We start from the raw sequence: 12,572 nt of genomic DNA on the forward strand, positions 1-12,572 counted from the left end.
CGTGCCGACGATCAACGCGAGCGCTTGCGTGCGCCGGCGGCCAGCAAGCCCAGACCGGCCAGCATCAAGGCATAGCTTTCGGGTTCCGGCACGGCAGCGGCGATCAGGCCGGGCGAGCCAATTTCCTGACCATCAGCGGAGAGGAAGGCGCCGTTGACGCCGACCGCGCTGAGTTGGCTGATGGTGCTGTTGTTCAGGCCGGCTGCGTTGTCGAAGGTCTGCAGCGGCGCCGTGGTGCCCGATGCACCGAACGCCACCCGGGCTTGCAGCACGCCGCTGGCATTGAAGATGTTGACCGCATCGCCACCGGTGCTCAGGCCCACGCCGGCACCTTTGTACAAGCCAATCTGCAGGCCGACGGGGGCATTGGCGCCAAACCAGGTGCTCAGGAAACTGGCGCTCACATCCTTCTCGGTGAAGATCACTGACTCGCCCGCGGCGATGCTGGTGATGCCAGTCAGCGCCACCTTGGCCGTGCCGTTGGAGTTGTCGTCCATGGTCCAGCCGACCAAGCTCAGCGCGCTATTGCCCAGGTTCGTCAGTTCGAACCAGTCGGCGCCATAGGCGGAGTTGCCGCTAGCCCAGGCCGAGACCTCGGTGATCTTGAGTTGGGCCATGGCCGGAGCGGCACTGAGGGCCAGCAAGGCGACTGCCGTGCCGAGCGCGGAGAAACGACGGATGGAATTCATGATCTGCCTTCTGAAGTGGAGTGAGGCCCAGATGCGGGGCCGGCGGCACCTGCAGGGCCGGTGTCCCTGGGCGCGGCGCCAGTGTGTTCAGGCCCTGTGACAGCTTGATGTGACAAGCCGGTGTAGGCCCCCCGGTGGCGCTTTGACCCACTCGAATGCGGGGGGCCGGGCGTTGCGGCCTCCATGAATCACCGGCGGACTGCCAGGCATTGCTGCAGTGCACAATATGCCCACTGCCAACAAGCAAGGGGTCGTGCATGCGCCGTGTTGTGTTCAATCAAAAGGGCGGAGTCGGAAAGTCGACCATCACCGCCAATCTGGCCGCCATGGCCGCGCACCAAGGCCGGCGCACCCTGCTGGTGGACCTGGACCGACAGGCCAATTCCAGCCGCTACCTGATCGGCGACGCCGCCGACGAGGAACACGCCGGCGCGGCCGAGTTCTTCGAGACCACGCTCAAATTCAGCGTTCGCGCGCCCAAGACCAGCGACTTCATCGTCGCCACGCCCTGGGAGAACCTGCACCTGATGCCGGCCAGCTCGCTGCTGGACGAGCTGCACAGCAAGCTCGAGAGCCGCTACAAGATCTACAAGCTGCGCGACGCCCTGGCCGAGCTGAGCGAGGACTATGACGAGATCTGGATCGACACCCCGCCTTCGCTGAACTTCTACACCCGCTCGGCCCTGATCGCGGCCCAGAGCTGCCTGATCCCCTTCGACTGCGACGAGTTCTCGCGCCGCGCGCTCTATGAGCTGCTCGACAACGTCAAGGAAATCCAGGCCGACCACAACCGCGAGTTGCAGGTCGAGGGCATCGTCGTCAACCAATTCCAAGCCCGCGCCGCCCTGCCCCAGCGCACGGTGCAATCCTTGATCGACGAAGGCCTGCCGGTGCTAACGCCTTACTTGAGCGCGAGTGTCAAGATCAAGGAGTCGCATGAACTCTCGCGCCCCATGGTGCACCTGGACCCGCGTCACAAGCTGACGCTGGAATTCGCCGAGCTGTACGCCGGCCTGTCCTGAAGCGACCGATAGCAAGGATCCGAGAGCGGGAACCGGGCTGAAAACACAGCCCCAGGCTTCAAAAGCAAGGAAATCGTGACCGCGCGCCAGCGGCTGTCACGGTTGTGTCACAGAGCGTCCAAAGAATGGACCGCAGGTCGTGGTCAGGGTGCCTTAGCGCATGCCTCGCCGCCCCGGCCTGCGCCCATAGTTTGCCCCACTCTGAGGACTTTGCATTCTGTCTGCACTCCAACTCAAGCTGGGCATGCGCCTGGCATCCGCCCTGCCTGTCGCGCTCTTCCTCTCGCTCTCGCCCGCAAGAGCACAGGTGCTGGAAGTCGCCGGCTCGTCCACCGTGGCCAAGTCCATCGTCGAGCCCAGCCAGGCCAAGCTGCGTGAGGCCACAGGCATCGAACTGAAGATGCTGTCGGTGGGCACCGGCAAAGGCATGCAGATGCTGTTCGACGGCAAGGTCAAGGTGGCGGCCGTGTCGGCCTCGCTGGACGAGGCCGTAGACGACGCCAAAAAGGCCGGCAGCGTGGCCGCGCCCGCGGGCCTGAAGCTGCACACCCTGCTGACCGATCAGCTCGTGCCCATTGTTCACAACGACAACCCGGTGAAGGAGCTGAGCCGCGAACAGCTGCGCGGCCTGCTCAGCGGCAAGCTGCAGAACTGGAAAGAGGTCGGCGGCCCCGACCTGGCCGTGCTGGTCGTGACCGGCGCGCCCGGCTCGGGCACGCGCGGCGTGCTGGAAAAGCAGCTGCTGGCTGGCCAGGCCTTCGCCAGCGGCGCCAAAGAGCTTCGCACCAGCGCCGCCGAACTGGCCGAGGTGGCGCGCGACAAGGCCGCCATCGGCTATGTCGGCTCGGGCACGGCCGAATCGGCCAAGGGCAAGATCAAGGAATTGAAGGCGCCAGCGGTGTCGCGCCCCCTGGGGCTGGTGACGGTCGGTGAGCCCACACCGGAGGTGCGCAAAGTACTCGACTACCTGCTCAGCACGGAGGCCAAAAAGCTGTTCCTGCAATAGCGCCCCGCAGCCCGTTCGGATCCAGGGAGTTCAAATGAAAAAAGAGATCACGATCCAACGCACGCTGCTCGCCGCCTTCGCCGCCGTCATCCTGAGCCTGTCGGCTCTGGCAGGCGTGGCCTTGTGGCAGGTGCACGCCCTCAGCGAACAGCTGCAAGCGGCCACCCAAGACCTGGTGGCGAAATTGGCCTCGGTGTCCAGTCTTGAGGCCAACAACCTGGGCCGCGCCATCACCGTGCGCGACCTGGCCATCAACGAGGACATCAAGGTCCAAGCCCAGCTGCAGGCCGAGCTGAAAGCCCAGGCCGACGCACTGGGAGCATTGGCCGCGCAGCTGGACCAAAGCCCGTGGACGCCCGAGCAGGCAGCCCAATGGGCCCAGCTCAAGGCTGGCACGGCCGCCATGGAGGCGCTGACGCGCCAGCTGCCCGGCATGATCGACGAAGGCCGCTTTGACGACGTCAAAGCACTGGTGGTCGAAAAGGTCCGGCCGGCGCAACTGGCCCTGAACCAGGTCACGGCGCAGCAGCGCCAGCTGGTCAACCAGGAAGCGCAGCAGATGCGGGCCCAGGCCGAAGCCGCCATCCGCGAGGCCCGGCAGTCGCGGGCCGGCATCGTCCTCGGCCTGCTGCTGCTGGCCAGCGCCTCGATCGCCATCAGCCTCTGGGTGGCACGCCGCATCAGCCGCCAGCTTGGCGCCGAACCGCAGGAGCTGATGCGGGTCTGCCAAGCCCTGGCCCAGGGTGACTTCAGCGTGCCGCTGCAGGGCCGGCCGGGCAGCGTGATGGACAAGCTGGAGCACACCCGCCTGTCGCTGGCGCAGCTGGCCAGCGGCATCGCCCAAGCGGTGCAAAGCATGAGCCTGGCGGCGCAGGAGATCAGCGCCGGCAACCAAAGCCTCAGTGGCCGCACCGAGCAACAGTCCTCCTCGCTGCAGCAGACTGCCGCGGCCATGGAGCAGATGACCGGCTCCATCCGCGAGGCGGCCGAGCACTCACGTTCCGCCACTCAAATGGCCGACTCGGCGCGCAGCGTGGCCGAGCAAGGTGGCCAGCATGTGCAGCAGGTTGTGCACACCATGAACGAGATCGCCGGCGCCAGCCACAAGATCGCCGAGATCATCGGCGTCATCGACGGCATTGCCTTTCAGACCAATATCCTGGCACTCAATGCCGCGGTCGAGGCGGCCCGCGCGGGGGAACAGGGGCGGGGCTTTGCCGTGGTGGCCAGCGAGGTGAGGCAGTTGGCCCAGCGCAGCACCCAGGCCGCGCGCGAGATCAAATCCATGATCAACAACTCGGTCGAACGGGTCGAGGTGGGCAACCGCCTGGTCAACGAAGCCGGTGCATCCATGGAACGCATCGTCGACGAGGTCCGCCAGGTCTCGGCCCGCATCGCCCAGGTCACCCAGGCGGCCGAAACCCAGAGCCGGGACATCTCCCAGATCAACGCCTCCGTGTCCAGCATCGACGCCGGCACGCAGCAGAACGCAGCCCTGGTCGAACAGACCGCGGCCGCGGCCGAAAGCCTCAAGTTCCATGCCGAGAAGCTGGCGCAATCGGTGGCGGTGTTCCGCTTCGCCTGAGCCGGCTCGGGAGAAGTTCGGACATGAAAAAAGCGGGCTCTGCCCGCTTTTCCTTTTCTTAGCACTGGCCCCGCCGGCAAGCGGCATGGCCCAGACCGGGCTCAGACCTTGCGACTGCGCCTCGCCATGAAACCGACCACGCCCAGGCCCGCCATCAGCAAGGCATAGCTGCTGGGTTCCGGCACCGGGCTGACGTCGACGTTGAAGGTGTAGAAGCTGTTGTTGCGGTTGGCGATGCCGCTGACGGTGATGGTGTAGTTGCCGGCGACGGCCTCACCGGCACCTTCTAGGATTTGGAACGAATTGCCAGCCGTCAGGTTCAGGGCCTCGGGGGCGGGGAAGTTGCCGCCGCTGATGGTGGCCTGGAAGTTGGTGAAGGCGAACTCGGGGCGGGAGAAGTTGGCGCTGATCAGCACGGCCGCATCGCTGTAGGTGCTGAGCGTGAAATTCCAGGTGTCGCTGAAACTGACGCCGTTGGAAATGGATGCTGAGTTTTGTAGCGCGCCGGTGGCTGTGATGTCGCCGAGGTTGTAGACAGCGGCTTGTGCAGCCCCACCGGCCACCACCAAAGCGGCCGCGACGGTCAAGGTCGAGAATTTCATGTCAATGTCCTTCAACGAAAGCGAGGCGTTCGTGTGAGCACCCACGATTGAGTTCAAGAATAGCGCAGACCTGTGACAAATTGCTTCGCGAAAACGGGGGGGCTGGGAAAACACGGGGCCGAAGCGCCCATCAGACGGGGCCGTCCACCCGCATCGAATAGTCGATCGCACGGACATCCTTGGTCAGGCGGCCGATCGAGATGCGGTCCACACCGGTGGCGGCGATCCAGCGCAGCTGATCCAGGGCCACGCCGCCTGAGACCTCGAGCAGGGCCCGGCCGGCATTGAGGCGCACCGCTTCGATCATCTCGGCCTCGCTGAAATTGTCCAGCAACACGCTGACGGCGCCGGCGGCCAAGGCCTCCTGCAATTCAGCCAGGGATTCGACCTCGATCTGGATGTCCACGCCTGCGTTCAGCGCCTGGGCGGCACGCAAGGCCTCCGACACACCGCCGGCCGCGGCGATGTGGTTTTCCTTGATCAGGATGCCGTGGTACAGCGCCAGGCGCTGGTTGGCACCGCCGCCCACGCGCACCGCGTACTTCTGTGCCAGGCGCAGGCCGGGGAGGGTCTTGCGCGTGTCCAGCACCACGCAGCCGCCCGGGTTGCTGCTGGCGCCGGTGATGGCGTCGACATGGGCGCGGGTCAGCGTGGCAGTGGCCGAGAGCAGTTGCAGAAAGTTCAGCGCCGGGCGCTCAGCCGTCAGCAGCAAGCGGCCGTCTGCCTCAATCTGGCACACCCGGGTGTCGGCGGCCATGCGCGCGCCTTCTTCGTACAGCCAGTCGATGCGGCTGCTCGGGTCGAGGGCGGCAAACACCGCCTCGAACCAATCGCGGCCGCACAGCACCGCGTCCTCACGCACCCGCACATGGGCTTTGACCCGGCGGCCGGCCGGCACCAGCTGGGCCGTCCAGTCGCACACGCCGACATCCTCGAACAGGGCGTCGCGCACATTGCGCTGGCGGGCTTGGTCCAGGGTTTCGTTGTGGTCAAACATGGCGGGCGGCTTCCGGCAAAAACAAAGACCGAGAGTCTAGTCGGGCTCACCGATGCGCAGGCTCAGGGCCGGCAGGCCGTCGATATGGCCGCTGATCTCATCGCCGGGCCGCACGGCACCGACGCCGTCCGGCGTGCCGGTGTATATCAGGTCGCCCGGCTGCAGGTGGTAGTACTGCGAGAGGTTGGCGACGATCTCGGGCACGCTCCAGATCATGTCGGCGATGTCGCCGCGCTGCTTCTGCACGCCGTTGACGGCCAGGGTGATGGCGCCCGCTTGCAGCACGCCGGTGTCGCTGACGCGCACCAGCTCGGTGATGACGGCCGATTGCTCAAAGCCCTTGGCCGTGTCCCAGGGCCGGCCGTTGGCCTTGGCCTCGGCCTGCAGGTCGCGGCGCGTCATGTCCAGGCCGGCGGCATAGGCCCACACGGCGGCGCGCGCCACTTCCGGCGTGACCTTGAACACCGGTGCACCAATGGCGATCACCAGCTCCATCTCATAGTGGTAGTTCTGCGTGCCGGGCGGATAGGGCACGGTGGAGCCCGAAGGTACCAGGGCGCTGGCCGGCTTGCTGAAGTAGAAGGGCGGCTCGCGGTCGGGGTCCGAGCCCATCTCGCGCGCATGGGCGGCGTAGTTGCGGCCGACGCAGAAGATGCGGCTGACGGCATAGCGCGCGCTGCTGCCGCGCACCGCCACGCTGGGCTGTTCGGCCGGGGGGAAGATGTAGCTGAAGCTCATGTCGGGAGGTCCTGCATTGCCTTGTGAGGTTGCCAAGCATACGACCGGGCGGAGCCCCGGCGCTGCTGCGCACTTGGCAATCCGGTCGCCGGTGTGTAGGGTGGCGGCCATGTCGATCCGCCCCTCCGCGCCAACGCGTCCTTCTGCATTCCTTCACCTCCTCTCCGCCTGCAGCCTGGCCAGCCTGTTCGGCTGCGCCAGCGGCCCGTCCGGCACCGGCGAGCCCAAGCCCCGCGCCACTCCGGCACCCAGCGGCATCGAACGAGATGGCCCAGAAGCCATCATCCCGCCCGGCTTGGCCCAGGTGCCCGATGCCACGCCCAAGCTGGAGGCCATCCGCAAGGGCGGGCCCAACAAGCCCTACGAGGTCTTCGGCCAGCGCTACGAGCCCATGACCGAAGACCTGCCCCTGGTCGAACGCGGCCTGGCCTCCTGGTATGGCAAGAAATTCCACGGCAAGCCCACCTCCAGCGGCGAGATCTACAACATGTACGCCATGACCGGCGCCCACGCGACCATGCCCATCCCCGGCTATGCCCGGGTGCGCAATCCGGCCAATGGCCGCGAAGTGCTGGTGCGCATCAACGACCGCGGCCCCTTTCACCGCGGCCGCATCATCGACCTCAGCTACACGGCCGCGCTCAAGCTCGACATCCTGCGCGGGGTGAGCCCGGTCGAAGTGGAGCGCATCACTTTCGAAGACATCCGCAGCGGCGCTTGGCTGCGCCAGCGCCAACCCGATGCGCCCGCGCTGCCCGACCAGGAACCGGTCTACGCCGCGGCCGGCGCGGCCGGTGCCGCAACCCAGGAAACCACCCAGCAAATTGCCCGGGCCAGCCCGCCTGCGGCGGAAGCGCCACTGCCGCCGGCCCCCAAAGCCGCCGCGCGCGGTTTCTGGGTGCAGCTCGGTGCCTTCTCGCGCCTGGACGGCGCCGAGGCCATGCGCCGCGATTTGTTGGCGGAGCTGGGCTGGCTGGCGCCCCTGCTGGCGGTCTTCAAGGACAGCGGCCTGCACCGCCTGCAGGCTGGCCCCTATGCCTCGCGCGAGGACGCCCGCCAAACCGCCGAGCAGCTCAGGGCTGCTCGCGACCTGAAGGCGGTCGTGGTCGAGCGACGCTGAAACAGGCGGGCGAATCGGCCACAGTTTCGACGGCCGGGCCATTGTGTCGGCCGCGGGGCTCAGCGATCATGAGGCAGGCCATGCCTGCTGCCCCTCACTTGCCGTTCTGAGCTGTCGATGTCGCTGTTCGATGCCAATACCCTGCTGCAAGTGAGTGCCGCCTTCCACGGCTTCATGGCACTGGTCTGGCTGATCATGTCGCGGGTGTTCCGCATCGCCCCGACCGCGGCCCTGCTGCTGGCGGCGGCCTATTTCGCCATCATTCCGGCCCTGCTCTGCCTCGATTGCCAGGCTTGGTGGCCGGCCTTGCTGCAGGGCTGGTTGCAGAAGCTGCTGAGCCTGCTCGGCTTCAGCCTGATGGCCCTGGGCATACGCCGCATGATGCGGCTGCGCATGCGCTGGCTGGACATTGGCAGCGTCGCTGGCCTGGCCGCCTTGGCCATGCTGGCCGGTAACGCCAGCGGCCGCAGCGCCGCGGCCCTGGCCGCCACTTCGGCCGGCATGGGTTTGCTGACCTTGCTGGCCGCGAAAGACGTGCACACCGGCGGCCGCGCCACCCTGACCGACGGGGTCCGGCGCTTTCTGCTGCTGCCCTATCTGCTGCTGGCGGCCATGCTGCTGGGTCGCAGCGCCTCGCTGCTGTGGATGAACGAGCAGCGACCCTTCTTTGTGCAAGGCGACCACGCCAGCGCCTGGCTGGCCTGGGCCTATCTGCTGATGACCCTGGCCATCGGCATCGGCTTGGTCGGCATCGTCGTGACGCGGCTGATCGACCGCATCCAATACATGACCTTGCGTGACCCGCTGACCGATGCCCTGAACCGGCGCGCCCTGGGCAGCGAATTGCAGACCCTGCAGGCCCAGGCCGAGCGGGGCCAGAGTCACTGCCTGGTGGTGCTCGATGTCGATCACTTCAAGCGCATCAACGACAGCCTGGGTCACGCCGCCGGCGATGCCGCCCTGCTGCATCTGGTGTGCGTGCTGCGCGCCAATATGCGCGATCTCGACCGCCTCGGCCGCCTCGGTGGCGAGGAGTTCTGCGTGCTGCTGCCGCACACCTCCCTGGCCGACGCCAGCCGGGTGGCGCAGCGCATGTGCGAGGCCTTGCGACGAAGCCCTCTGATCTGGCGCGAGCAGCCCCTGAAGTTGAGCGCCAGCTTCGGCGTGGCGCCCTGCCAAAGTGGCGACCCGCAGGGCGAACACAGCCTGGCGCTGGCGGACTGGCTGGTCTACCGGGCCAAGTCGGAAGGGCGGGACCGCATCTGCGTCGCCGAGCCCGGCGCTGCCCTGGGCCGGGTGCTCAAGCCATGATCAGCAACACGCCCACCGATGCCCTGACCCTCTTGGCCGCCACGGTGCTGGAGTTTGGCGTGGCCAGCGTGTTCTGGGCGGTGATGGCGCAAGGCGCCCGGCTGGCGCCGCGCGCCTCCTTCGGGCTGGCAGCGGTGAATGCCTTGCTGGCGGTCTCGCTGAGCTTGCACGCACTGCGCGGCACAGCGCCGAACCTGCTCACCTTCTGGGCCTCGGACGTGCTGTCGATTGCTTCGCTGGCGGTGCTGCGAACGGTGCTGCCGACCCTGGTGCGGCAGCCGCTGGCCTGGCGCAGCGCCTTGGCGGTCCTGCTGATCGGCTCGGCGGTGCTGGCCACGCTCCCCTATACCGGGGACATGCGCATGGAAACCCGCTGCGTGTTCGCCAGCCTGTTCGCCTTGGCCCTGATGGCCAGCCTGGACACCTGGTGGGCGCTGCGCACGCGGGTGTCGGTGCAGATGTCCTTGCTGCTCTCGGGCCCGCTGTTCCTGATCAGCATCTTGCTGCTGGGCCGGCTGCTGGAGTCCCTGCTCCTGCCCAGCAACAACACCGACATCCTGGGCTCGGGCGATTTCAATATCGCCTGGCTCTGGTCCTTGCTGGCCATGAATCTGGTGCTCAACGCCACCATGGCCTTTCTGATCCTGGCCAAGCTGATCCGCCGCATCCAGCGCCTGACCCGCCACGACCCGCTGACCGATGTGCTGAACCGGCGCGCCCTCAGCGAGGCCATCGACACCGAGCACGCCCGCCTGCAGCGCGGCAAGCCCTATGCCCTGGTGATGATCGATATGGACCGTTTCAAGCAGCTCAACGACAGCCTCGGCCATGCCGCCGGCGACGCCGCACTGCTGCGCCTGGTCGAGGTGCTCAAGCCCTGCGTGCGCGAGGTCGATGTGCTGGGCCGTCTCGGCGGTGAGGAGTTCTGTGTGCTGCTGCCCCTGACCGACATTGCCGGCGCCGCCCTGGTGGCCGAACGCATGCGCCTGAACCTCGAAGAAAGCCAGTTCAGCTGGCAAGGCAAGGCCTGGCCCTTGACGGCCAGCTTCGGCATCGCCGAGGCGGAGGCCTCCGACCCCAGCGCCGACCACGTGCTCAGCCGCGCCGACCGCGCCATGTACCGGGCCAAGGCACAGGGGCGCAATGTGGTGCAGGCGCTGGACGACTGAAGACCATGGGCCAAATGACTCACGAAAACCTGTGAGGGCTTCCACGGGCTTGTCGTGATGGCTGAACAGAATGCGCCGGGCTTTCAACCAACCGGTCGCCACACTGCCGCCACCCATCATGTCCGAACAAGAATTCGCCCCCTCCCGCCGCCATCTGCTGAAGAGCGCCTCGGCTGCCGCCGCCCTGCCCTTCATCGCCACCCTCGGCGCCCTGCACAGCCGCGAGGCCCAGGCCGCCGGCAACACCACGCTGATCGACAGTCCCTACGGCCCGATCGCCCCGGTCAATGACCTGAGCACCGGCCTGCCCCTGCTGCAACTGCCGGCCGGCTTCAGCTACAAGAGCTATGGCTGGACCGGTGACGCCATGAGCAATGGCAAGCCCACGCCACGCGCCCACGATGGCATGGCCGTGGTGCAAAGCCGCCGCGTCGGCCGCAGCACCGAGCTGGTTTTGATCCGCAACCACGAGGTCTCGACCGGCCCGGACGCCAGCTACTTTGGCGCTCCCGCGGTGTACGACACCGGCATGTCCGGCAGCAGCTACTTCAACGGCGGCACCACCAATCTGGTCTTCCGTGACGGCAACTGGGTGCGCACCGACGCCAATCTGGGCGGCACCCGCACCAACTGCGCGGGCGGCCCCACCCCCTGGGGCACCTGGCTGAGCTGCGAGGAAGTCAGTTCCGACAGCATGAGCACCCAAGGCAAGAAGCACGGCTATGTGTTCGAGTGCGCCGCCGACCCCAGCCAGACCACCGGCCAGCCCATCGTCGGCATGGGCCGCTTTGGCCACGAGGCGGTCGCCATCGACCCCATCTCGGGCATCGCCTACCTGACCGAAGACCTGTCGGGCAAGTCCGGCTTCTACCGCTACGTCCCCTTGGTCGTGCCGGGCAGCCTGGGCAGCCTGGCCCAAGGCGGCCGCCTGCAAATGGCCAAGGTCAAGGGTCAGAACAACGTCAACATCGCCCCGGCCCAGCTGGAACAAAGCTATGAGCTGGAGTGGGTGGACATCGCCAACCCCGACCAGAACCGCGGCACCGCCCGGGGCTTGAACGGCGTCAACATCAACGACTGCGCCGGCCCCTTCGTGCAAGGCTGGGCACAGGGCGCGCTGCGCATGAACCGCGGTGAAGGCATCTGGCACCACGCCGGCAAGATGTATGTGATGGACACCTCGGGCGGCAATGTCGGCCGTGGCGCGATCTGGGAACTCGATCTGGCCACGCAAACCCTGGTCTGCATCTACGCCAGCGCCTCTGAGCTGGTCGGCGATGCCGGTGACAACCTGACCGTCAGCCCGCGTGGCGGCATCGTCATCTGCGAGGACGGCGGTGGCGCCACCGACAGCTTCGGCTTCGGCAGCCGCCTGATGAGCCTGACCCCGGAGGGCGACACCTTCATCCTGGTCAAGAACAACGTCAACCTCAGCGCCGCCCAGCTGAGCGCCGCCGGCAAGCTCAGCAGCCTGGCCGGTGACCGCCGCAGCTCCGAGTTCTGCGGCGCCTGCTTCGACCCGACCGGTCGCTACCTCTTCGTCAACATCCAGACCCCCGGCATCACCCTGGCCATCACCGGCCCTTGGGGCAAGGGCCCGCTCTGAAGCCGCCCCGCCCATTCACCGAACCCAGGACCCTTCCATGAACAAGATTTCCTCCATCGCCGCAGCCGCCCTGCTCGCCCTGGCCGGCCACGCCCATGCCGCCGTCTACACCGGCAGCAGCGCCAACACCGGCACCGCCAGCGTGGACGCCAGCTTCGCCAGCGCCAGCCAGCTGTTCTTTGATCTGAGCTTCTCCAAGCAAGGCCAGATCACGCTGAACTTCCTGGTCGAAGCCCAAGACCTAGGCCAGACGCTGAGCTTCAACGCCCTGGTCAGCAATCTGTCGGGCCTGGGCTTTGAGGCCGCCAGCGTGCGACTGAACGGCGTGCGCTTTGCCGCGCCGGCCGGCACCGTGAGCACCGACGGCTTCCAGCCGGTGCTGGCCTCGGGCCACGCCGGCGACAGCATCTGGGCCCAGTTCGGCGGCCCCGGCGTGACCACGCAGTTCTACATCGGCAACCCCTTGCTCGAAGCCGGCGCCCAAGACTGGTCGCTGGACCTGAGCGGCCGCCAGGTCGGCGATGCCTTCAGCATCACCGTGGCGGTGCCGGAGCCGCAGACCTATGCCCTGCTGCTGTCCGGCCTGGCCGTGCTCGGCTGGGCCGCACGCCGCCGCCAGCGCTGAATGCGCTGAAGACGCTCGCTGGCTCAGCGGGCGCTGCTTACGTCCAGCAGGGCAGTGGCCGCGCCGATGTCCTGCCGGCCCCGGTGACCACCGTGACCGGTC

Annotated in this window: 12 protein-coding genes; 8 read left to right on the forward strand and 4 right to left on the reverse strand. The window is 67.3% G+C overall.

The genetic code is table 11. The features are described 5' to 3' along the window. Positions 1–11 precede the first annotated feature (11 nt). The gene (locus ACQY39_RS02225) at positions 12–689 is read right to left on the reverse strand and encodes a lamin tail domain-containing protein (RefSeq protein WP_428503267.1); all 678 of its coding nucleotides are present in this window, start codon (positions 687–689) and stop codon (positions 12–14) included. 257 nt (positions 690–946) lie between these two features. Here ACQY39_RS02225 and ACQY39_RS02230 point away from each other — a divergent pair, with 257 nt between their 5' ends. The 3 genes from ACQY39_RS02230 to ACQY39_RS02240 all read left to right on the forward strand — a co-directional run bounded on the left by ACQY39_RS02230 (position 947) and on the right by ACQY39_RS02240 (position 4,302). Further along, positions 947–1,711 (forward strand): ParA family protein, encoded by a 765-nt coding sequence (locus ACQY39_RS02230; RefSeq protein WP_428503268.1) that lies wholly within the window; start codon positions 947–949, stop codon positions 1,709–1,711. A gap of 244 nt (positions 1,712–1,955) precedes the next feature. After that, complete coding sequence (locus ACQY39_RS02235) at positions 1,956–2,717, forward strand: substrate-binding domain-containing protein (RefSeq protein WP_428503269.1); 762 nt, start codon at positions 1,956–1,958, stop codon at positions 2,715–2,717. A 34-nt stretch (positions 2,718–2,751) separates the two neighbouring features. Then, entirely contained in the window at positions 2,752–4,302 is a 1,551-nt protein-coding gene (locus ACQY39_RS02240; protein WP_428503270.1) for a methyl-accepting chemotaxis protein, read from the forward strand. 101 nt (positions 4,303–4,403) lie between these two features. Here the strand turns inward: ACQY39_RS02240 and ACQY39_RS02245 are convergent, their stop codons facing one another. The 3 genes from ACQY39_RS02245 to ACQY39_RS02255 all read right to left on the reverse strand — a co-directional run bounded on the left by ACQY39_RS02245 (position 4,404) and on the right by ACQY39_RS02255 (position 6,639). Then, positions 4,404–4,904: an FxDxF family PEP-CTERM protein gene (locus ACQY39_RS02245; protein WP_428503271.1), complete on the reverse strand. Its 501-nt coding sequence runs from the start codon at positions 4,902–4,904 to the stop codon at positions 4,404–4,406. Between the two features lie 130 nt (positions 4,905–5,034). Further along, positions 5,035–5,901, reverse strand: coding sequence for a carboxylating nicotinate-nucleotide diphosphorylase (nadC, locus tag ACQY39_RS02250; RefSeq protein ID WP_428503272.1), 867 nt, complete (start codon positions 5,899–5,901; stop codon positions 5,035–5,037). Positions 5,902–5,937: 36 nt separating this feature from the next. Further along, on the reverse strand, positions 5,938–6,639 hold the full coding sequence (locus ACQY39_RS02255; protein WP_428503273.1) for a fumarylacetoacetate hydrolase family protein: 702 nt from the start codon (positions 6,637–6,639) through the stop codon (positions 5,938–5,940). A gap of 109 nt (positions 6,640–6,748) precedes the next feature. On the opposite strand from ACQY39_RS02255, the gene ACQY39_RS02260 reads away from it, so the two are divergent. The 5 genes from ACQY39_RS02260 to ACQY39_RS02280 all read left to right on the forward strand — a co-directional run bounded on the left by ACQY39_RS02260 (position 6,749) and on the right by ACQY39_RS02280 (position 12,470). After that, the gene (locus ACQY39_RS02260) at positions 6,749–7,759 is read left to right on the forward strand and encodes a septal ring lytic transglycosylase RlpA family protein (RefSeq protein ID WP_428503274.1); all 1,011 of its coding nucleotides are present in this window, start codon (positions 6,749–6,751) and stop codon (positions 7,757–7,759) included. A 117-nt stretch (positions 7,760–7,876) separates the two neighbouring features. Next, positions 7,877–9,070 carry a GGDEF domain-containing protein gene (locus ACQY39_RS02265; protein ID WP_428503275.1) on the forward strand — a complete coding sequence of 398 codons (1,194 nt, stop codon included), beginning with the start codon at positions 7,877–7,879 and terminating at the stop codon, positions 9,068–9,070. After that, on the forward strand, positions 9,067–10,239 hold the full coding sequence (locus tag ACQY39_RS02270; protein WP_428503276.1) for a GGDEF domain-containing protein: 1,173 nt from the start codon (positions 9,067–9,069) through the stop codon (positions 10,237–10,239). The genes ACQY39_RS02265 and ACQY39_RS02270 overlap by 4 nt, the downstream gene beginning before the upstream one ends. Positions 10,240–10,357: 118 nt before the next feature. Beyond that, the gene (locus ACQY39_RS02275) at positions 10,358–11,845 is read left to right on the forward strand and encodes a PhoX family protein (RefSeq protein WP_428503277.1); all 1,488 of its coding nucleotides are present in this window, start codon (positions 10,358–10,360) and stop codon (positions 11,843–11,845) included. A 37-nt stretch (positions 11,846–11,882) separates the two neighbouring features. Beyond that, positions 11,883–12,470 carry a PEP-CTERM sorting domain-containing protein gene (locus ACQY39_RS02280; RefSeq protein WP_428503278.1) on the forward strand — a complete coding sequence of 196 codons (588 nt, stop codon included), beginning with the start codon at positions 11,883–11,885 and terminating at the stop codon, positions 12,468–12,470. Positions 12,471–12,572: the final 102 nt, after the last annotated feature.

It is taken from the genome of Roseateles sp., from assembly GCF_965262435.1.
Lineage (GTDB): Bacteria > Pseudomonadota > Gammaproteobacteria > Burkholderiales > Burkholderiaceae_C > Paucibacter_A.

What these genes read in the sequence shown, in the direction of transcription:
- ACQY39_RS02225 (WP_428503267.1), bottom strand. Translation starts at nt 689, where the DNA reads ATGAATTCCATCCGTCGTTTCTCCGCGCTCGGCACGGCAGTCGCCTTG.
- ACQY39_RS02230 (WP_428503268.1), top strand. Translation starts at nt 947, where the DNA reads ATGCGCCGTGTTGTGTTCAATCAAAAGGGCGGAGTCGGAAAGTCGACC.
- ACQY39_RS02235 (WP_428503269.1), top strand. Translation starts at nt 1,956, where the DNA reads ATGCGCCTGGCATCCGCCCTGCCTGTCGCGCTCTTCCTCTCGCTCTCG.
- ACQY39_RS02240 (WP_428503270.1), top strand. Translation starts at nt 2,752, where the DNA reads ATGAAAAAAGAGATCACGATCCAACGCACGCTGCTCGCCGCCTTCGCC.
- ACQY39_RS02245 (WP_428503271.1), bottom strand. Translation starts at nt 4,904, where the DNA reads ATGAAATTCTCGACCTTGACCGTCGCGGCCGCTTTGGTGGTGGCCGGT.
- nadC (WP_428503272.1), bottom strand. Translation starts at nt 5,901, where the DNA reads ATGTTTGACCACAACGAAACCCTGGACCAAGCCCGCCAGCGCAATGTG.
- ACQY39_RS02255 (WP_428503273.1), bottom strand. Translation starts at nt 6,639, where the DNA reads ATGAGCTTCAGCTACATCTTCCCCCCGGCCGAACAGCCCAGCGTGGCG.
- ACQY39_RS02260 (WP_428503274.1), top strand. Translation starts at nt 6,749, where the DNA reads ATGTCGATCCGCCCCTCCGCGCCAACGCGTCCTTCTGCATTCCTTCAC.
- ACQY39_RS02265 (WP_428503275.1), top strand. Translation starts at nt 7,877, where the DNA reads ATGTCGCTGTTCGATGCCAATACCCTGCTGCAAGTGAGTGCCGCCTTC.
- ACQY39_RS02270 (WP_428503276.1), top strand. Translation starts at nt 9,067, where the DNA reads ATGATCAGCAACACGCCCACCGATGCCCTGACCCTCTTGGCCGCCACG.
- ACQY39_RS02275 (WP_428503277.1), top strand. Translation starts at nt 10,358, where the DNA reads ATGTCCGAACAAGAATTCGCCCCCTCCCGCCGCCATCTGCTGAAGAGC.
- ACQY39_RS02280 (WP_428503278.1), top strand. Translation starts at nt 11,883, where the DNA reads ATGAACAAGATTTCCTCCATCGCCGCAGCCGCCCTGCTCGCCCTGGCC.